The sequence below is a fragment of the Vibrio olivae genome, from assembly GCF_042428525.1.
In the GTDB taxonomy this organism is placed as follows: Bacteria; Pseudomonadota; Gammaproteobacteria; order Enterobacterales; family Vibrionaceae; genus Vibrio; species Vibrio olivae.
Genome location: NZ_JBHMEP010000002.1, coordinates 428,058 through 446,665, shown reverse-complemented (window position 1 = coordinate 446,665; position 18,608 = coordinate 428,058). Strand labels below are relative to the sequence as shown.

18 protein-coding genes are annotated in these 18,608 nt (G+C 46.5%); 9 read left to right on the top strand and 9 right to left on the bottom strand.

The window, feature by feature from the left end:
- Positions 1-4 precede the first annotated feature (4 nt).
- The 9 genes from araH to ACFFUV_RS11775 all read left to right on the top strand — a co-directional run bounded on the left by araH (position 5) and on the right by ACFFUV_RS11775 (position 10,542).
- Positions 5-994 carry an L-arabinose ABC transporter permease AraH gene (gene araH / locus ACFFUV_RS11815; protein WP_390192866.1) on the top strand — a complete coding sequence of 330 codons (990 nt, stop codon included), beginning with the start codon at positions 5-7 and terminating at the stop codon, positions 992-994.
- A 337-nt stretch (positions 995-1,331) separates the two neighbouring features.
- On the top strand, positions 1,332-2,291 hold the full coding sequence (ytfQ, locus tag ACFFUV_RS11810; RefSeq protein ID WP_390192865.1) for a galactofuranose ABC transporter, galactofuranose-binding protein YtfQ: 960 nt from the start codon (positions 1,332-1,334) through the stop codon (positions 2,289-2,291).
- A 66-nt stretch (positions 2,292-2,357) separates the two neighbouring features.
- On the top strand, positions 2,358-3,863 hold the full coding sequence (ytfR, locus tag ACFFUV_RS11805) for a galactofuranose ABC transporter, ATP-binding protein YtfR (RefSeq protein WP_390192864.1): 1,506 nt from the start codon (positions 2,358-2,360) through the stop codon (positions 3,861-3,863).
- 7 nt (positions 3,864-3,870) lie between these two features.
- Positions 3,871-4,896 carry a galactofuranose ABC transporter, ATP-binding protein YtfT gene (ytfT, locus tag ACFFUV_RS11800; RefSeq protein WP_390192861.1) on the top strand — a complete coding sequence of 342 codons (1,026 nt, stop codon included), beginning with the start codon at positions 3,871-3,873 and terminating at the stop codon, positions 4,894-4,896.
- Positions 4,889-5,887 (top strand): galactofuranose ABC transporter, permease protein YjfF, encoded by a 999-nt coding sequence (gene yjfF, locus ACFFUV_RS11795; RefSeq protein ID WP_390192860.1) that lies wholly within the window; start codon positions 4,889-4,891, stop codon positions 5,885-5,887. Before ytfT ends, yjfF begins: the two co-directional genes overlap by 8 nt.
- A 317-nt stretch (positions 5,888-6,204) precedes the next feature.
- Positions 6,205-6,501, top strand: coding sequence for a hypothetical protein (locus ACFFUV_RS11790; RefSeq protein WP_390192859.1), 297 nt, complete (start codon positions 6,205-6,207; stop codon positions 6,499-6,501).
- 184 nt (positions 6,502-6,685) lie between these two features.
- A complete protein-coding gene (locus ACFFUV_RS11785; protein ID WP_390193297.1) occupies positions 6,686-8,383 on the top strand; it encodes an RluA family pseudouridine synthase in 1,698 nt (565 codons plus the stop codon).
- A gap of 132 nt (positions 8,384-8,515) precedes the next feature.
- On the top strand, positions 8,516-9,913 hold the full coding sequence (locus tag ACFFUV_RS11780) for a sensor histidine kinase (protein ID WP_390192857.1): 1,398 nt from the start codon (positions 8,516-8,518) through the stop codon (positions 9,911-9,913).
- Positions 9,910-10,542 carry a response regulator gene (locus tag ACFFUV_RS11775; RefSeq protein WP_390192855.1) on the top strand — a complete coding sequence of 211 codons (633 nt, stop codon included), beginning with the start codon at positions 9,910-9,912 and terminating at the stop codon, positions 10,540-10,542. The genes ACFFUV_RS11780 and ACFFUV_RS11775 overlap by 4 nt, the downstream gene beginning before the upstream one ends.
- Positions 10,543-10,668: 126 nt before the next feature.
- Here the strand turns inward: ACFFUV_RS11775 and ACFFUV_RS11770 are convergent, their stop codons facing one another.
- Genes ACFFUV_RS11770 through ACFFUV_RS11730 form a run of 9 tightly spaced genes read right to left on the bottom strand, consistent with a single transcriptional unit; the run spans position 10,669 to position 17,499 of the window.
- Positions 10,669-11,109, bottom strand: coding sequence for a F0F1 ATP synthase subunit epsilon (locus ACFFUV_RS11770; RefSeq protein ID WP_390192853.1), 441 nt, complete (start codon positions 11,107-11,109; stop codon positions 10,669-10,671).
- Between the two features lie 15 nt (positions 11,110-11,124).
- Complete coding sequence (atpD, locus tag ACFFUV_RS11765) at positions 11,125-12,510, bottom strand: F0F1 ATP synthase subunit beta (protein ID WP_390192852.1); 1,386 nt, start codon at positions 12,508-12,510, stop codon at positions 11,125-11,127.
- 23 nt (positions 12,511-12,533) lie between these two features.
- Entirely contained in the window at positions 12,534-13,394 is an 861-nt protein-coding gene (gene atpG, locus ACFFUV_RS11760; protein WP_390192851.1) for a F0F1 ATP synthase subunit gamma, read from the bottom strand.
- Positions 13,395-13,427: 33 nt separating this feature from the next.
- Positions 13,428-14,966 carry a F0F1 ATP synthase subunit alpha gene (atpA, locus tag ACFFUV_RS11755; protein WP_390192849.1) on the bottom strand — a complete coding sequence of 513 codons (1,539 nt, stop codon included), beginning with the start codon at positions 14,964-14,966 and terminating at the stop codon, positions 13,428-13,430.
- Between the two features lie 12 nt (positions 14,967-14,978).
- The gene (locus ACFFUV_RS11750) at positions 14,979-15,521 is read right to left on the bottom strand and encodes a F0F1 ATP synthase subunit delta (RefSeq protein ID WP_390192847.1); all 543 of its coding nucleotides are present in this window, start codon (positions 15,519-15,521) and stop codon (positions 14,979-14,981) included.
- Between the two features lie 10 nt (positions 15,522-15,531).
- Positions 15,532-16,002 carry a F0F1 ATP synthase subunit B gene (locus tag ACFFUV_RS11745; protein WP_390192844.1) on the bottom strand — a complete coding sequence of 157 codons (471 nt, stop codon included), beginning with the start codon at positions 16,000-16,002 and terminating at the stop codon, positions 15,532-15,534.
- 43 nt (positions 16,003-16,045) lie between these two features.
- On the bottom strand, positions 16,046-16,282 hold the full coding sequence (gene atpE, locus ACFFUV_RS11740; RefSeq protein ID WP_004730405.1) for a F0F1 ATP synthase subunit C: 237 nt from the start codon (positions 16,280-16,282) through the stop codon (positions 16,046-16,048).
- A 47-nt stretch (positions 16,283-16,329) separates the two neighbouring features.
- A complete protein-coding gene (atpB, locus tag ACFFUV_RS11735) occupies positions 16,330-17,100 on the bottom strand; it encodes a F0F1 ATP synthase subunit A (RefSeq protein WP_390192809.1) in 771 nt (256 codons plus the stop codon).
- Positions 17,101-17,499 carry an ATP synthase subunit I gene (locus tag ACFFUV_RS11730; RefSeq protein ID WP_390192807.1) on the bottom strand — a complete coding sequence of 133 codons (399 nt, stop codon included), beginning with the start codon at positions 17,497-17,499 and terminating at the stop codon, positions 17,101-17,103.
- Positions 17,500-18,608 lie beyond the last annotated feature (1,109 nt).

Here is an 18,608-nt window from a genome sequence, read left to right as displayed (position 1 = left end):
TCCTATGTCCCTATCTAGTTCAACCAAAGTCCTCAATGAGGAAAAACCAAAAAGCGCGATGAGTCTCGCCGGTATTTGGGATCGCTTCGGCATGCTAATGGTATTTGCTGGTCTATTCCTGTTGTGTGCCTTTTTCGTTCCCTACTTTGCCACTTTCATTAATATGAAAGGATTGGGGCTTGCCATTTCGATGAGTGGTATGGTCGCTTGTGCCATGTTGTTCTGCCTGGCGTGCGGCGATTTAGACTTATCGGTCGCCTCGATCATTGCGTGTTCAGGTGTCGTAACGGCGGTTGCTATCAACGCGACCTCAAGCGTGGTTCTTGGCATCGGTGCTGGGTTGCTGTCTGGTGTTGCATTTGGCCTGCTTAATGGCTTTGTGATTGCCAAACTGCAAATTAACGCGTTGATCACCACCCTTGCAACCATGCAGATTGCACGTGGTCTTGGCTACATCATCTCCGACGGTAAAGCGGTCGGTATTACGGAAGAAAGCTTCTTCTCTTTGGGTAATTCTTCGTTTATCGGCGTACCAACGCCCGTATGGTTAACCATTGTTACCTTTGCCGTATTTGCGTTCTTGCTTAACCGCACGGTTTATGGTCGTAATACACTCGCCATTGGTGGTAACGAAGAAGCCGCCCGATTGGCCGGGGTTAACGTGGTGAAAACCAAGATGATCATCTTCACTGTCTCTGGGTTTATCTCGGCGCTTGCTGGGGTGATTCTTGCTGCGCGGATGACCAGTGGTCAGCCAATGACTTCCGTCGGTTTTGAACTTGTTGTCATTTCAGCTTGTGTACTTGGTGGTGTTTCACTAAAAGGCGGGATTGGTAAAGTCTCTTACGTCATCGCTGGTGTACTTATTCTCGGTACGGTTGAAAACGCCATGAACCTATTGAATATGTCTCCATTTGCACAATATGTGGTACGCGGTGCGATTCTGCTAGCAGCGGTTATTTTTGACCGATACAAACAAAAGTCTCGCGCTTAAATATTAATTCGAAGCCCATATTAATTTAACTATTTCGATTCTATAAAACGCCTCAATTATGAGGCGTTTTTTTGTTTAAGACTTTTATCGTATTGCTAATTAAATATTGTATAAAATTACAAAAAAAGACATTAACACAAATATTAATAGCTCATAAAAATTCATTACTAATTCCGCTATTATAATGGATTTTTTTGCTATCGATGACCGGCTGTGACCTACCTCTAACCCAATATTCAGTGGGTTTCCTAATCTATTTTCGTATAAAAAATATACACCTGCAGTTCCTATTAATACCCTACACGTGAAATTATAAAATATAAGATAGAGAAAGATTATGCTAAAAAAACTCACCCTTGCGACTGCCATCGGTAGTCTCGTTATGTCTGCCTCCGTTTTTGCCAGTTCCTTAACGGTTGGCTTTTCTCAAATTGGTTCAGAATCTGGATGGCGCGCTGCCGAAACTGCGGTATCCAAAGCTGAAGCCGAAAAGCGTGGCATCAACTTGAAGATTTCTGATGCTCAGCAAAAACAGGAAAACCAAATCAAGGCGGTACGCTCGTTTATCGCCCAAGGCGTTGATGCGATCTTTATCGCCCCCGTGGTTCAAACAGGCTGGGGCCCGGTACTTGAAGAAGCGAAAGACTATGAAATCCCTGTATTTCTTCTTGACCGCGGGATCACCGTCGACGATGACTCTTTGTACATGACTGCCGTTACTGCAGATAACGTATTAGAAGGGAAAGTTGCTGGCCAGTGGCTCCTCGATACTGTCAAAGACAAACCGTGTAACGTGGTCGAACTGCAAGGCACCGTCGGTGCCAGTGTGGCGATTGACCGTAAGGAAGGCTTTAGCGAAGCGATCAGCAATGCGTCCAACGTCAATATTGTGCGTACCCAATCTGGCGAATTTACTCGCAGTAAAGGGAAAGAAGTCATGGAAAGCTTCATTAAAGCGGAGAACGGTGGCAAAAATATTTGTGCGGTATTCTCCCATAATGACGACATGGCCATTGGCGCGATTCAGGCAATTAAAGAAGCCGGTTTAAAACCAGGCGACGATATTTTAGTTGTCTCGATAGATGCGGTTCCGGATATTTTTAAAGCCATGATGAATGGTGAAGCCAATGCCACTGTAGAATTAACACCAAATATGGCAGGCCCTGCCTTTGATGCGCTTATTTCATATAAAGAAAATGGTACTCAACCTCCGAAAAAAATAGTGACCGAATCCAATCTTTATTTGCCGAAAGATGCAAAAGAACAATTGGATATGAAAAAAGACCTCGGTTATTAATTTTTGATAAAAGCCTCTCACTGAATCGAATTTTTTTGACGCTTGGTGGGAGGCTTTGGAGTGGGTATGTCATCGATGCAAAGTAATGACGTTATATTAAGCGCACAAGGGATCAGTAAATTTTTTCCTGGCGTGAAAGCGCTGCAGAATGTCGATTTTTCGTTGAGAAAAGGCGAAATTATGGCGCTGCTTGGTGAAAATGGCGCCGGAAAATCAACCTTAGTGAAAACGCTAACCGGTGTGTACCAACGTGACGCTGGTGATATTTTTTTAGATGGACAATCCATCTCTCCCCAAAATACCGCGCATGCGCAGCAATTAGGAATTGGCACTGTATATCAAGAGGTCAACTTATTGCCAAATATGTCGGTTATGGACAATCTGTTTATCGGCAATGAACCTAAAAAATGGGGCTTTGTCGACCGTAAATTGATGGCGCAAAAAGCCAGCCAAATCGTGACCAGCTATGGTTTAAATTTGGACGTCACTCAACCACTAAATAGCTTTTCCGTCGCGATTCAACAAGTGATTTCCATCGCGCGCGCGGTATCGCTTTCCGCCAAAATCTTAATTCTGGATGAGCCAACCGCCAGCCTTGATAGTAGTGAAGTGGACATGCTGTTTGGTATCATGCGAGATCTGCGTGCGAAAGGCATTAGCCTTGTTTTTATCACTCACTTCCTCGACCAAGTGTATGAAGTAAGTGATCGCATCACGGTACTGCGCAACGGTCAGTTAGTCGGAACGCACGAGACGCGTCAATTACCACAAATTGAACTGGTGAAACTTATGCTTGGGCGTGAACTCGAAGACAACGCACTGAGGCGAGCGGGCAAAACGCAATTGAGTGATGAACCTGTGGTCGAGTTCAGCCAATATGGTAAAAAAGGCACCATCGAGCCCTTTGATCTTAAAGTGCACGCTGGCGAAATCGTTGGGCTTGCCGGACTTCTCGGCTCAGGCCGCACTGAAACCGCCAAAGTTATCTTCGGTATTGAACCGAATGACAGCGGCAGTTGTAAACTGAAAAGTCGTCCAACTAAAGTCACATCGGCGCGCCAGGCGTCCTTGCAAGGTTTTGGTTTCTGCCCTGAAGATCGCAAAACTGATGGTATTATTGGCGCAGCGTCGGTCAGAGAAAATATCATTCTGGCGCTTCAAGCGCAGCGAGGTTGGTTCCGTCCGATATCGCGCGCCGAGCAAGAAGAGATGTCGCAGCGTTTTATCAAACAACTCGACATCAAAACGCCCAATATCGAACAGCCGATAGAGTTTCTCTCGGGTGGTAACCAGCAAAAAGTGCTGCTCGCACGCTGGTTGCTCACTAAACCCCGCTTTTTAATTCTCGACGAACCAACACGCGGCATTGATGTCGGCGCGCATGCCGAGATCATTCGCTTAATTGAATCACTGTGCGCCAATGGCTTAGCACTCCTAGTTATCTCTTCAGAACTTGAAGAGCTAGTCGGCTACGCTGACCGCGTCATCGTGCTGCGCGATCGCAAGCAAGTCGCGGAAATTCCGACCGAAGAACTCTCGGTACCCGCCATTATGCAAGCGATAGCGATGTGAGGTGAGTATGACAACATTTAATCCATCAACCCCGGGACATGCGCAGACTAAGCGCAGATTCAGCTTGCCCAAAGGCGCGCCCCAAATTTTGGCCCTTGTGTGTCTGTTTTTGATCAACGCGATCATCGCCGACAACTTCTTCTCCATTCACATTCAAGACGGACGTCTGTTCGGCAGTGTGATCGATATTTTTAATCGCGGAGCGCCTGTCGCGCTGCTTACTATCGGGATGACACTGGTCATCGCCACGGGGGGCATCGATTTGTCCGTTGGCGCTGTGATGGCGATCAGCGGCGCTGTGATGGCCAGTATGGCATCACAAGATTACGAGCCAACCACTATCTTAATTTGTGCGCTGCTCTCTGGGGTCGCCTGTGGTCTATGGAATGGCTTTTTGGTGGCCGTATTTAAAATTCAGCCGATCGTCGCCACGCTGATTTTAATGGTCGCCGGACGTGGTATTGCCCAGCTGATTACTCAAGGGCAAATCGTCACCTTTAATAGCGACACACTGTCGTGGTTTGGTAGTGGTTCATTCTTACTGCTACCAACTCCGGTCATTTTGTTGATCATCGCCACCATCGCGATTTGGTGTTTAACCAAAAAAACGGCGCTCGGGCTATTTATTGAATCTGTCGGTATCAACATTAAAGCCGCGAAAAATGCCGGTATTAACACGCCAGCCATAGTGATGTCAGTTTATGCCCTTAGCGGTCTAATGGCGGCGCTCGCCGGTATTATTGTCGCCGCCGATATCAAAGGCGCCGACGCCAATAATGCAGGTCTTTGGCTTGAGATGGACGCCATTCTAGCGGTCGTCATCGGGGGCACCTCATTGATGGGTGGCCGCTTTAACTTACTGCTCGCGTTAGTCGGTGCGTTCATCATCCAAAGCATCAATACGGGCATTTTGCTCTCTGGCTACCAACCGCAGTGGAACCATATCGTCAAATCCGTGGTGGTACTGCTTGTACTGGTCATGCAATCTCCCGCAGTCATTCAAATGTTTAAGAGGAAAATGAATCATGATTAAGCGTAACTTTCCTCTGTTTATCACCATCTGTGTGTTTCTTATTGGCTACGTGTTTTGCATGTTGGAATTCCCTGCCTTTATGACCACACGCGTCATCTGTAACATACTCACCGATAATGCGTTTTTGGGCATACTCGCGGTAGGGATGACCTTTGTGATTCTCTCCGGAGGTATTGACCTGTCGGTCGGCTCGGTGGTGGCGTTCACTGGTGTGTTTATGGCGAAGATGATTGGTGACTGGCACATTGCTCCGTTGATGGCGATGCTGATTGTGCTGCTCATGGGGATGCTGTTTGGCGGCTTTATGGGTTGGATTATCGATACCTTAAAAATTCCAGCCTTTATCGTCACGCTGGCTGGCATGTTCTTTTTACGCGGTGCCAGCTTTTTAATTTCCGAGCAATCCATTCCGATTCAACACCCCATGTTTAAAGAGTTGTCACGTACCGCTTGGCATATTTGGGGAGGCGGCCGCCTGAGCCTTATGGCGGTGATCATGCTGGTAATTGTCACACTAGGCATTTTACTTGCCCACCGAACTCGTTTTGGCAATAACGTTTACGCCGTCGGCGGTAATGCCACCTCGGCTGGATTAATGGGGGTTCCCGTTCGCCGAACAACCATTGGCATTTACATGCTGTCAACGTTTTTGGCGACCTGCGCAGGAATCGTTTTCTCGATTTACACCTCTGCGGGCTATCCATTAGCAGGCATTGGGGTTGAGCTCGATGCGATTGCCGCCGTGGTGATTGGTGGAACACTGCTTTCTGGTGGTGTCGGCACGGTATTTGGTTCCCTGTTTGGGGTGCTGATTCAGGGGTTGATTCAAACCTACATCACCTTTGATGGTACATTGAGCTCTTGGTGGACGAAAATCATCGTCGGCATTTTGTTGTTTGGTTTTATCGGTTTACAACGTTTGCTGCTGGTCATGAGCGAACGGCGTAAACAAGTTGCCAGCACCAGCATGATGAAATCAGTTCCCAGCTAAATAAACACCATAACTATTCGCAAAGGCTTCCGATTGGGAGCCTTTTTTATTCTTAACTTTCTCTTTTGCCCTGCCATCCCCGACGCCATGCGACATCTGTCTTTGAATGTGGATCACACGTTGAGTCCGACCAAAAATGATACTTGGATCCAAAACCTAACTGACTGTTTATGTGGAAAAAAGTGACTCTACATTTGTTCTCGAACCCAAATCACACTCCATACAATATGTTGTTTAATCTTGATCTTTAAAAGCCGCATAGTAGTGGCGAACACCATAAAACTTACAACGTTCACGGACAAAAGAATTCATCAGTTATGGCAAAGAAAACTCATCCGCTGGATCGGATCATCATTCAATTGTTGCAGTTTCAAGGATTGATCAAGAAAGAGGCTGAAGCGCAGATTCAATCTGAGGTTTATCAGCTTAATCATTCTGAAATCGTTCAAGTAAAACAGTATGCTCAACACTTTGGTGAAGGTGCCAAAGAGCGATTGATCGAAGAGCTACTGGAACAGCGCCGCGAAGCGTTGTTTCATAAAGTACAAAATCAGCTCAACAATCCGCTATTGCACATGGGTGGAGCCACAGCTGCGCAACTCGCACTAGGCTAAACACTCAAACGCAATCCCCATTGGGTGGCGCGGAATCTTCTTCTCCCCCTTTCTTTGAAGATTCCGTCCCCCAATTCTTTTCGCCGATCTCCAAATATGCGCTCGACACCGCTTTCGGTTAAGCGTGGCATTTGGCCTCATTTTCGGTACAATCGCCGCTCAGAACATCACGACTTCAACGCCCATGCCGCATCAAGACCCACGTTTTCATTCGTTCGCCAGCGATATTCGCTCGATAGAACTGCCGAGCCAGTTTACTTTTCCGTTTTATTATCAGCCTCATTCGCTTTGCAAACTGGCGGCGTCGCAGCTTCAGCAGCATTTACTCACTCAAACCGAGTGGCGGCATGATTTTGGTATCGAGGGGCAGAGTCAAAGTCGTGAAAAAACCGATGCGGTCGGTAAAATGTTTGGGGTACTAGTGGTACAGAGCCCCGAAGGGGAAATCGGTTATCTGGCTGGATTTTCTGGCAAAATCGCTGAGCAAAACCTGCTACCCGGTTTTGTGCCTCCGGTATTTGATATGCTGGCAAAAGACAGCTTTTTTCATGCAGAGCTGGCGCATATTACTGAACTCAATAGCCATGTGACCACGCTCAGCCACGATGATGAATTTATTCGCCTACAGCAGCAATTGGCGCAGTTAGAGTCAGACTACCAACAACACGAAGCGCAGCAGCGCCAGCATATGATTGCTGCGCGCGCCGAACGTAAGCAGCAGCGCATCAATGCAGAGCAAACTTTAGAAGGCGATGCGCTAAAACACGCGCTCGATGCACTCGCCAAAGCCAGTGTCGCCGACAAAAATACCCTCAAATACTTAAAGCTCGAATGGGAAGAAAAAATTGCCCAAGTCAACCAGCACGTTGAGCGCATCCAGCGCAAGCTTGAGCAGTTAAAAACCAAACGTAAGCAACTCTCTCATCAATTACAAAAAAAACTGTTCGACCAATATCAATTTTTAAATCAGCGCGGCGAGCAATTGGGGTTAAACCAAATCTTTCGGCAAACGGGGCTGGAGGTTCCGCCCGCCGGAGCCGGTGAATGCGCCGCGCCAAAACTGCTGCAATACGCCTATTTGCATGGTTATCATCCACTGGCGATGGCCGAGTTTTGGTGGGGCGTATCGCCTAAATCTGAAATTCGTAAGCATGGTCAGTTCTACCCATCATGCCATAGCAAGTGTCAGCCGATCTTAACTCATATGCTCAAGGGGCTAGAGGTGGAACCCAACCCACTGGAGCAAAACTGGGCTGAAGATAAACCGCTGACGATTGTTTACCAAGATGAGGCAATGGTGGTGGTAAACAAGCCCTCAGGACTGCTTTCAGTCCCAGGCAAAACCATCAAAGATTCGGCTTATACTCGGCTACAACAACAATTTCCCGATGTCGAAGGTCCGTTTGTGATTCACCGCCTAGATATGGCTACCTCAGGCTTACTGGTGTTTGCACTCACCAAACGCGCCAATAAGAGTTTACAAAAACAGTTCATCAGTCGTGAAGTCAAAAAGCGCTATGTTGCACTTCTCTGCGGTGAAGTGCCCGCGCCGCAGGGCCAAATTGACTTGCCTATGCGGGGTGATCCCGATGACAGGCCCCGCCAATTGGTGTGTTTCGAACATGGAAAACCGGCGCGTACCGAGTGGCAAGAGATCGTCAATACCCATGGGCAAAGTAAAGTTTACCTGTATCCGCATACCGGGCGGACGCATCAGCTGCGTGTACACTGCGCGCACCATCTTGGGCTCAACTTAGCAATGGTCGGTGACGGCTTATACGGGACGCGCGCCGATCGCCTGCATCTGCATGCCGAAACACTCGAATTTGCCCACCCCTACACCAAGCAGCCAATGGTGTTTCAAGCGGACGCCGAGTTCTAACCACCGCATCGTATCACTGATGCAAAACCGAGAATGGTGGTCATACCAATACCTCATTTTTGAAAAATTACTGTGAGCGAATAGCGCTGAAATCTCATTGCCCGGTTTTCAGCGCTGGCATAGACTGAGCCAATGGATACGCTCATAATTTTTAAGTTTTACTTACTTCACGGCTTAGCCCTTTTCGCTATCTCCTTTGCGATTTTTTTCAGGAAGCTTCATATCAGCCGCATCGCAATTGCCGAGGTGCTGCCCTACTTCGCGCTATTTTGTTTATTACGCGGCGCGCATGAATGGTTTGAGCTTTACACCGTGATGTACGTACACCAAACCGCACAAACCCTGACGCTGGAAACCATTCATACCATTGAATTAGGGCTTTCCATGGCGGCATTAGCCATGTTCTGTTGGAAGATGTTGCCACTGACTCAGTGGCCTGGAGTACGCTTCTTGCGTCGCGGTATGTTGTTGCTGATTTGTCTATTTTTGATTGGTGCCGCTTACCACTTCAACACTTTAGATTACTTCGAGTATCTGCATAATGTCGCGCTGCACATGCGCTGGATTTTTGGATTAGTCTGCGGCTTACTGGCCAGTTTTGCCTTGGCAGACTATGCCTATTCACTCAGCCGCCAAGGCTATGGTAAAGCACTGCCGTTTAAATTGGTGGGGTTTGCCTTGATGATTTATGTCATCAGCATCGGCGGGCTCTCCTCTGAGATGACCCCGTCGGTTATCGCGATTCGCATGGTATGTGCGGTGTTACTGCTTGCGGCGACGTGGTTTGCGCTGCGTGTCTTTGATGAAGAGCACGACAATTTAATCGAAGAAGCGCTGCAACTCTCATTGCAAAACCAAAAGTTGAAAGAGTTAGGTGAATTGACTTCTGCGATTGCTCATGAAATCAAAACGCCACTCAGCAGCGCACTCATGAGCTGCGATATTCTGAGCCACCAAGTGCAACATGAACCAGAAAGCAAAGAAAAACAGACAACAGAACGCCAACTTGAGCGTATTCGTCACGGGCTCTCACGCGCCGCTCAGATCAGCCAAGAAGTCCTAAATTACGCCCATCAAAATCCCCTTAAACGCGATACCGTTGTGGTTGCCGAGGTTATTAAATCTGCGATATCGCTGAATCACTTTCGCTTAAATGACTTTACCGTCGAAACCCATCTCGCACCTGAACTGCGTGTCGATGGCGATGCCGGACAGCTCGAGCAGATGCTGACCAACTTAATTGGCAACGCCATTGATGCTAGCCATACCACAAAATACCTTGCCATCTTCTCCTATCAACGCAAGAAAAATGCGGTGATTGAAATTGTTGATCGCGCTGGCGGCGTCACCAATCAAGTATTGGAGAAAATGACTCAGCCCTTTTTCACCACCAAAGCGGTGGGTGAAGGGACAGGTATGGGACTGGCAATCTGCAAAAAGATTGTTCTACAACATGGCGGCGAGATGAAAATGAAGAATAATCCTCATGGATTAACGGTAGGAGTCCAGTTGCCGAGGAAACGGTCATGAATTTAAAATTATTGCTTGCTGAAGATGATCAACAATTACGTGAAGTGCTGGTCGAAGCCCTAACGCTCGAATCCTTCGAGGTTACGGCCTGTCACTGTGCGGAAGATGCATTGGATGCCGCGTCTCAGCAGCATTTTGATTTGGCACTCTTTGATGTGGTGATGTCCGGGATTACGGGCATTGATGCTTTAACGTCCCTGCGCCGTTTGCAACCCAATATCGGCATCGTCATTACCACCGCATTTGCGACCGTCGATTTGGCTGTTGATGCGATGAAAAAAGGCGCTGATGAGTTTTTAACCAAGCCCTTTAACTTGCCATCGCTGTCTGTCACCTTAAAACGTGTTCATGCCGAACACGCCCCGCGGGTGATGATGGATGACGAAGATCGAGACGTGATTTTTAGCTCACTCTCCAACCCGATTCGGCGCACGGTAGTCAAACAACTTAAGGTTCACCATAAGCTCAAATTTATGGATTTGTGCCGCGTCGTCGGCATTGAAGATCACACTAAATTTAATTTCCATCTCAAACATCTCGTCAACAGTAAACTGGTCGAGAAAGAAGAAGGTCGTGTGTATTCACTGACTGAGCGCGGCTTACAAGTTTACGCCAATATGTTGCAGTAATCCGTTGGCATTTATGCCATGTCAGTTGTGTTGAAGCTGGCATGATATAAATGCCAATCGACCGTCAATTTAGACAATAAAAAACCACCGCTTAGGTGGTTTTTTGGCTTAACAATCGTAGTGGTATTAGCGACGTGTTTTCATACTCAATTCAAACGCTTTCAACTGAGCTAACGCTTTGTTGAGCTCCAATTGCGCCTGAGCAAAACTGAAGTTATCGTCATAATGACGAATGTTTTCTTCCGCCGCTTTTCTCGCCGCTTCCGCGCGCGAACTGTCGATGTCTTTACCATGCAAAGCCGTATCGGCCAGTACTGTCACTACATCAGATTGCACTTCGACCAACCCACCGGAGACATAAAGAATCTCTTCCGGTTTTTGTAGGTCACCCTGAATGCGGGCAACCCCTGGTTTCAGCTTGCTGATTAGCGGGGAGTGACCCGGACGAATGCCGAGTTCTCCATCTGCGCCAGCAACGGCAATGGCATGCGCCGGGCCGGAATACAACGTTCCCTCAGCACTGACGACGTTCAACTGGAACGTATTTTGTGAAACCCCTATTGCCATGATGCCTCCTGCGCGTTACAGCGTTTTCGCTTTTTCAAGCACTTGTTCGATGGTGCCACAGTACAAGAATGCCTGTTCAGGAATATCATCATACTTGCCATCAAGCAGGTCTTTAAAGCCAACAATGGTATCTTTTAGTGACACGAACACACCGGGTTGCCCCGTAAAGACTTCCGCCACGTGGTAAGGCTGAGTAAGGAAACGCTCCACTTTACGTGCACGGGACACCAAGCGTTTGTCCTCTTCTGACAACTCATCCATCCCCAAGATAGCGATAATATCTTTCAGCTCTTTATAACGCTGCAGCGTCATTTGCACTTGCTGTGCGACATCGTAATGCTCTTGGCCAACAATTTGTGGGTCAAGCTGACGTGACGTTGAATCGAGCGGGTCAATCGCAGGATACAAACCCAATGCCGCGATGTTACGTGATAGTACAACCGTTGCATCCAAGTGCGCGAACGTGGTCGCGGGTGACGGGTCAGTTAAGTCATCCGCAGGCACATAGACCGCTTGGATAGACGTGATCGAACCCGATTTAGTGGATGTGATACGCTCTTGCAGTACGCCCATTTCTTCAGCCAATGTAGGCTGATAACCTACCGCTGATGGCATACGGCCAAGCAGTGCTGAAACTTCGGTACCCGCTAGGGTATAACGATAAATATTGTCAACAAACAATAGTACATCACGGCCTTCATCACGGAAGCGCTCAGCAATCGTTAAACCTGTCAACGCCACACGTAGACGGTTACCCGGTGGCTCGTTCATCTGACCATAAACCATCGCAACTTTATCAAGCACGCCCGCATCTTTCATTTCGTAATAGAAGTCGTTACCCTCACGAGTTCGTTCCCCTACCCCGGTAAATACAGAAAGCCCCGAGTGCGCTTTTGCGATGTTGTTGATAAGCTCCATCATGTTGACGGTTTTACCAACACCGGCACCGCCGAACAGACCGATTTTACCCCCTTTGGCAAACGGGCAAATCAAGTCGATGACTTTCACCCCCGTCTCCAAAAGTTCAGTACTGTTGGATTGATCTTCATAGCTTGGCGCAGCACGGTGAATCTCATAAGATGTTTTTTCACCGATAGGGCCGCATTCATCGATCGGGTCACCCAGCACGTTCATGATCCGTCCCAGGGTTTCTTCGCCCACAGGGACAGTAATTGGGTGGCCTGTTGATTCAACGCTCAAACCGCGTTTTAGACCATCAGACGTACCCATGGCGATACAACGTACCACACCGCCACCAAGTTGCTGCTGCACTTCTAACATCAATGTGCTGCCGTCAGTTTCTGTCACCTTTAAGGCATCGTAGACTTTCGGACCTTGGTTTTGTTCGAACTCAACGTCGACCACCGCACCGATGACTTTGACAATTTTGCCAATACTCATAATTAAAACCTCAAATTCTCTCTTTAAACCGCTTGCGCACCCGAAACAATTTCACTCAATTCTTGAGTGATGGCCGCCTGACGAGCTTTGTTATAAACAAGCTGTAGATCTTCGATCAATTGTCCGGCGTTATCGGTAGCGGCTTGCATTGCCACCATTCGCGCGGCTTGTTCACAGGCGATGCTCTCTACGACACCTTGATACACCAGCGATTCAACGTAACGCTGGATTAAGTGATCAAGTATGTCTCTAGGCGCTTGCTCGTAGATGTAGTCCCAACGAACGTCTTTATCACGTTCAATATCTTCTTTCGGGAACGGTAACATCTGAATCACACGCGGTTGTTGCACCATGGTGTTGACGAACTGGTTACACACTAAGTACAGGCGGTCAATGCTGCCATCTGCATAGTGCTCCATCATCGCATTCACGGTACCGAGTAGATCTTCAACTCGTGGCTTGTCGCCTAAACCAGATGTTTGTGCAATCACTTTGCCGAATGAACGGAAAAAGCTAATGGCTTTTGAGCCAATCAAAGTGGTATCCACCTCGACGCCTTTGTCCTGCCACTCTTGCATGTCAACCATCACCTTCTTGAACAAGTTACTGTTCAAACCACCACATAAGCCGCGGTCAGAAGAGATGATGATGTAAGCCACTCGTTTAATTTCACGTTCTTGCAGTAAGGGATGGCTGTATTCCAGCGTCCCTGAAGAAACGTGACCGATCACCTTACGCATATTACGGGCGTAAGGGCGAGAGGCCTCCATATTGTCCTGCACTTTGCGCATTTTGCTGGCGGCGACCATTTGCATTGCACTGGTGATTTTCTGCGTGTTGGCCACGCTGGCAATCTTGGTGCGAATCTCTTTGGTATTTGCCATAACGGACTCCTACTAATGACGCGAGTGATTGCGTTACGAATGCACAGCGACGAATTTTTCTAGCAAGCTTTGCAATTCGCGCTCTGTCTCCTCGGTGTAATCGCCCGTTTGGTTGATGGTGTCTAATAGCGGTTTCGCGTTCTGACGAGCGTAAGACAGCAAGTCATCTTCGAACTTAGCGATATCACTCAACTCAACATTAGTCAGGAACCCTTTCTCGGCAGAGAAAATCGCTAATGCTTGTTCGGCAACCGTCATCGGCGTGTACTGCTTTTGCTTCATCAACTCAGTCACTTTCTCACCATGATCAAGCTGACGACGTGTCGCTTCATCAAGGTCAGATGAGAACTGCGCAAATGCCGCAAGTTCGCGGTACTGAGCCAGAGCGGTACGAATACCACCAGACAGTTTCTTAATGATCTTCGTTTGCGCAGCACCACCCACACGAGATACCGAGATACCTGGGTCAACCGCCGGACGTAAACCAGAGTTGAACAGTTGGGTTTGCAAGAAGATCTGACCATCAGTGATAGAGATAACGTTGGTCGGAACGAACGCTGACACGTCACCGGCTTGTGTTTCGATGATTGGCAATGCGGTCAAAGAACCGGTTTTGCCTTTCACTTCACCGTTGGTAAAGCGCTCCACATAGTCTTCGTTCACACGCGCTGCACGTTCAAGTAAACGTGAGTGCAAGTAGAAAACATCCCCCGGGAAGGCTTCGCGGCCTGGTGGGCGTTTTAGCAGCAACGAAATTTGACGATAAGCAACGGCTTGTTTTGACAGGTCATCATACACAATCAAGGCGTCTTCACCGCGGTCACGGAAATATTCGCCCATGGTACAACCGGCATATGGCGCAAGGTATTGTAGCGCAGCCGCTTCCGATGCTGACGCCACCACCACGATGGTGTTATCCAACGCGCCGTGCTCTTCCAGTTTACGAACCACGTTGGCAATGGTAGAGGCTTTTTGGCCAATAGCCACGTAGATGGCTTTTACGCCTAACGATTTTTGGTTGATGATGGCATCAATCGCCAGAGCGGTTTTACCCGTTTGACGGTCTCCGATGATCAGCTCACGTTGACCACGGCCGATTGGCACCATTGAGTCAACCGCTTTGTATCCGGTTTGGATAGGCTCGTCCACCGATTTACGGTCGATTACGCCCGGTGCGATTACTTCGACTGGGTCCATTTGGACATAATCGATCGCGCCTTTACCATCAATAGGTTGACCCAAGGTATTGACCACACGGCCTAAAAGACCAGGGCCGACAGGCACTTCCAAAATACGGCCAGTGCCTTTAACCTTCATACCTTCAGACAAGTCAGCGTATGGGCCCATGACCACCGCGCCGACAGAGTGGCGCTCTAAGTTTAGCGCTAGGGCAAAACGGTTGTCAGGCAGTTCAAGCATCTCACCTTGCATCACGTCAGCTAAGCCATGAATGGTAATGATACCGTCACTTACCGATACGATCGTACCTTCATTTCGCGCTTCAGATTGAAGGTCAAAATTGACGATACGCTCTCTGATTAGTTCACTAATTTCATTAGAATTTAATTGCATTTCTATACCCCATTAAACATGCAGGTTGGTGGCGAGTCGTTCAATATTGGCTTGAATACTGCCGTCGTAGACGGTTTCACCCGCTTTAATTACCACACCACCTACAAGGGATGGATCCAGCTGCTGCTCCAGTGTGACTGCTTTACCGTGTTTGCGTTGTAACGCCTCGATAAGCTGTGCTTTCTGCGCCTCATCAAGTGGCTCAGATGCCCACACTGTCACTGTCATCACTTGCTCGTAGTCCGCTTTCAATTGGCGGAACTGATCGATTACGTCACTCAGCGCGATTAAACGTTGATTTTCCGCCATCACTTTAAGGAAATTCTCAAAGTACTTGTCGAGCCATTCGCCACTGGCGGAGAGGATCAAATCAAGTAGCGGTTGCTCAGAGCTCTCTTCATCGAGTTCACTCATTAGCAGCTGCGTTTTAGGCTGCTGCATAACAAGCTCGATGATGGCAAACATCTGCTGCCAGTCCTCTAAGCTGCCTGCGTCCTTGGCATAATCAAACGCTGCTTTGGCATAAGGTTGAGCGACTTCAGTCAATTCAGACATGCACGCCCCCTTAAATTTCACTGATGAATTTGTTCACCAGCTCGCGGTTTGATGCACTGTCTAAGTTATGACGAATCAATTTGCTGGCACTTTCAATTACAAGGTCAGCCATCTCTTCTTTCAGCTCTTGACGAATGCGATTGCGCTCATTGTCGACGTTTGCTTTACCTTCTTCGATGATGCGCGCTTTTTCTTGGTTGGCCAGTTCCACTGCATCAGCAACCATTTGGTCCTGACGCTGTTTTCCTTGCTCGATTAGGGCCTGAGCCTTTTGACGCGCTTCCTTGATGATTTGCTCACCATTGGCTTGCGCTAACGACAATTCTTTTGCCGCTTTTTCAGTATGTTCAAGGCCTTGCGCAATTTCAGCTCGGCGCTCGTCGAGAAGTTTTACGAGTGGTGGCCAGACGTATTTCATGCATAGCCAAACGAAAATCACAAACGAGATTGCTTGGCCTAACATTGAAGCATTTATGTTCATAGCACCCTCACATCTATAACGTGTTGAAAATTATGTATTCGAATTACGCTACAGCGAAGATGATGTACAAACCGATACCAACACCGATCATAGGTACCGCATCCACAAGACCCATCATGATGAAGAACTGAGTACGCAACATTGGGGTTAAATCAGGCTGACGTGCCACACCCTCAAGGTATTTACCCGCAAGATTACCGATACCTGAAGCAGCACCTGCCGCACCAAGACCGATCAGTAGTGCACCTGCTACGTATAGAACTGCGCTAACGATATCCATAACAACTCCTAAAAATACAAATTAAATCAAAGTATTAAGTTAAAAAATTAATGATGTTCTTCCACAGCCATACCGAGATAAACCACGGTCAATACCATAAAGATAAAGGCTTGAAGAATAACGATTAGAATATGGAACAATGCCCATGGAACACTCAGTGCCCACTGCATCCACCACGGCATTAATGCAATAAGGATGAAAATCATCTCGCCTGCATACATATTTCCAAAGAGTCGAAGACCAAGTGAAATTGGTTTAGAAATAAGCGTTACAAGTTCTAAAACAAAGTTCACAGGATATAAGAATGGAGAATCAAAAGGCTGCGTTGTAAGCTCTTTAATAAAACCCATTACCCCTTTAGTTTTTAACGTATACCCAATCACTAAAATAAATACGCCCAAAGCCATAGACATGGTGACGTTTACGTCAGCGGATGGTAAATCGCGGAAATGACCAATACCCATCATTTTTGTTAAAGCCGGTACGAGGTCGATTGGCAATAAATCAATTGAGTTCATTAACAACACCCAGACGAATATTGTCAGTGCTAATGGACCTATTAATTTATCCTTAGATTGAAATATTTCTTTGACGAGGTCATCGACAAATTCAAATATAAGTTCAATTAAGCATTGGAATCGACCAGGGACACCTTTTGTTCCTTTACTCACCGCCAAACGGAAAGCCAGAATAAAAATGATCCCGAACAGCCACACCATAATCATGGAGTCGACATTGATTCCGAACCAGCCTTCGCCAGCAGTGAGAAAGGTCAGATGGTGCTCGATATACTCATGAGCAGTTACGACATTTTCCATTTAAGCCTTCCTTTCATCCTGGTCCTTAAAGAGCGGCGTAAAGAAGTGCCCAAACATGGTCAAACTAAACGCAATAAGTACCACAATGTTACGCAGAGCCATGAATCTAAAGGTCAATATAAACAAAATAATTGTGTATATCAGTTTGATATTTCTACTTAAATTCATTAAATCTCGTAGACTCTCCGTGGGTTTCATCTTCGACTTCATAGAGGCAAACAACATGCCCGCCATCGATGGGATGATGGCGATAACCACTCCCGTCACAGCAGACTCAACACCAACCACACCTCCAGAGAAAAGCTCAAAAAGTACAAACACTAAACCAATAACCAGTTGAGTGATTAGAATCCTTTTTCCCGCCAACATGATCGAGTCACTAGTGCTGCTTGCTTCCATAAAGTCACCTTGAGTTTCAATTTCTAAATGCGAGTTGAGAAATTAATTTCACAACAAAAATCTTCTCTGAGATAAAATCTCTTATTGTGATAAGAAAAATTCACAGAATAATTTCGGTCATGATAAATAATATTCACGACTGACATTTAGAGAAGATAAAAATATTTTTATCTGAAAACGTTTTGAAATATACACCCAGAAATAATCTTTCCGAAATCGGAAAACTTGAAAATTATCATTCCATTTTTGATAGGGTTATTTATTTGTATTTTTTTAATGCCATCTATAAAGTGGACGTTAGTCTTTATCAGCATTAAGACTAAAAGCTCAGTCACAGGGACGTGGACTCACCTTTCAAGGAATGAAAGTTTACCTACTTAAGAGTCCAATAATTTAATAAATGATTTATTAAATTAAAAAATTGAATGAAATTATCATTTTCAGGTTTCTTTAATATATTTAAGCGACCTGACGTTCCCTCGTTAAACTAATTAACAATTAAAAGTTTCACCTATTAAATAATTGTAAAAAATTTATCATTATTTATTTTCTGTGTTTTTTTGGTGCAGTGAAGATTATTTAAGCGATTTTGATCATTGATAAGCGCCGACTGTCAGTGGTCAATGTTTAAGGTGATGGCACTCACAAAGCGCTAAAACACTACATTTTTTGAGGTTTTTGCAGATTTTTTTGAATCATTCGCTCGCTGTATTTATAGTTAACAATTCTCGTGCCAACTTATTTACGACAGGCCATTCTGTTGGTTAAATCGTTAACTCCACAACGATTCTTCACAACTATGTTAATGAATCGTTAATCACCCCACTACAAAGTAACACATCCTTAACGTGCCCATATGCGACGTGGGCTAGCGCCAAATTTGCGATAAGTATTCCAAATCAAATACAAGGAAACAGATCACCCCTTAAACTATCAAAAATGCAATCTAAGATTGCATTTTCATTGCGTGAGGTTCGTTAACGATCTAAGCATAATTGCAGGATTGTAACATCGCCTTTTCAAGTGTAACAATTTGACCATATAGAAATCAGGGTTTTTAACTGATTCTCCACTCTAGCGGGTTTGTTGTTATCGAAAATACGGTATTA

Coding starts and splice junctions, on each gene's coding strand:
- ytfQ (WP_390192865.1), top strand. CDS start 1,332: ATGCTAAAAAAACTCACCCTTGCGACTGCCATCGGTAGTCTCGTTATG.
- ytfT (WP_390192861.1), top strand. CDS start 3,871: ATGACAACATTTAATCCATCAACCCCGGGACATGCGCAGACTAAGCGC.
- yjfF (WP_390192860.1), top strand. CDS start 4,889: ATGATTAAGCGTAACTTTCCTCTGTTTATCACCATCTGTGTGTTTCTT.
- ACFFUV_RS11775 (WP_390192855.1), top strand. CDS start 9,910: ATGAATTTAAAATTATTGCTTGCTGAAGATGATCAACAATTACGTGAA.
- atpE (WP_004730405.1), bottom strand. CDS start 16,282: ATGGATATCGTTAGCGCAGTTCTATACGTAGCAGGTGCACTACTGATC.
- atpD (WP_390192852.1), bottom strand. CDS start 12,510: ATGAGTATTGGCAAAATTGTCAAAGTCATCGGTGCGGTGGTCGACGTT.
- ACFFUV_RS11770 (WP_390192853.1), bottom strand. CDS start 11,109: ATGGCAATAGGGGTTTCACAAAATACGTTCCAGTTGAACGTCGTCAGT.
- ACFFUV_RS11745 (WP_390192844.1), bottom strand. CDS start 16,002: ATGAACATAAATGCTTCAATGTTAGGCCAAGCAATCTCGTTTGTGATT.
- ACFFUV_RS11790 (WP_390192859.1), top strand. CDS start 6,205: ATGGCAAAGAAAACTCATCCGCTGGATCGGATCATCATTCAATTGTTG.
- atpA (WP_390192849.1), bottom strand. CDS start 14,966: ATGCAATTAAATTCTAATGAAATTAGTGAACTAATCAGAGAGCGTATC.
- ACFFUV_RS11750 (WP_390192847.1), bottom strand. CDS start 15,521: ATGTCTGAATTGACTGAAGTCGCTCAACCTTATGCCAAAGCAGCGTTT.
- ytfR (WP_390192864.1), top strand. CDS start 2,358: ATGTCATCGATGCAAAGTAATGACGTTATATTAAGCGCACAAGGGATC.
- atpB (WP_390192809.1), bottom strand. CDS start 17,100: ATGGAAAATGTCGTAACTGCTCATGAGTATATCGAGCACCATCTGACC.
- araH (WP_390192866.1), top strand. CDS start 5: ATGTCCCTATCTAGTTCAACCAAAGTCCTCAATGAGGAAAAACCAAAA.
- ACFFUV_RS11730 (WP_390192807.1), bottom strand. CDS start 17,499: ATGGAAGCAAGCAGCACTAGTGACTCGATCATGTTGGCGGGAAAAAGG.
- atpG (WP_390192851.1), bottom strand. CDS start 13,394: ATGGCAAATACCAAAGAGATTCGCACCAAGATTGCCAGCGTGGCCAAC.
- ACFFUV_RS11780 (WP_390192857.1), top strand. CDS start 8,516: ATGGATACGCTCATAATTTTTAAGTTTTACTTACTTCACGGCTTAGCC.
- ACFFUV_RS11785 (WP_390193297.1), top strand. CDS start 6,686: ATGCCGCATCAAGACCCACGTTTTCATTCGTTCGCCAGCGATATTCGC.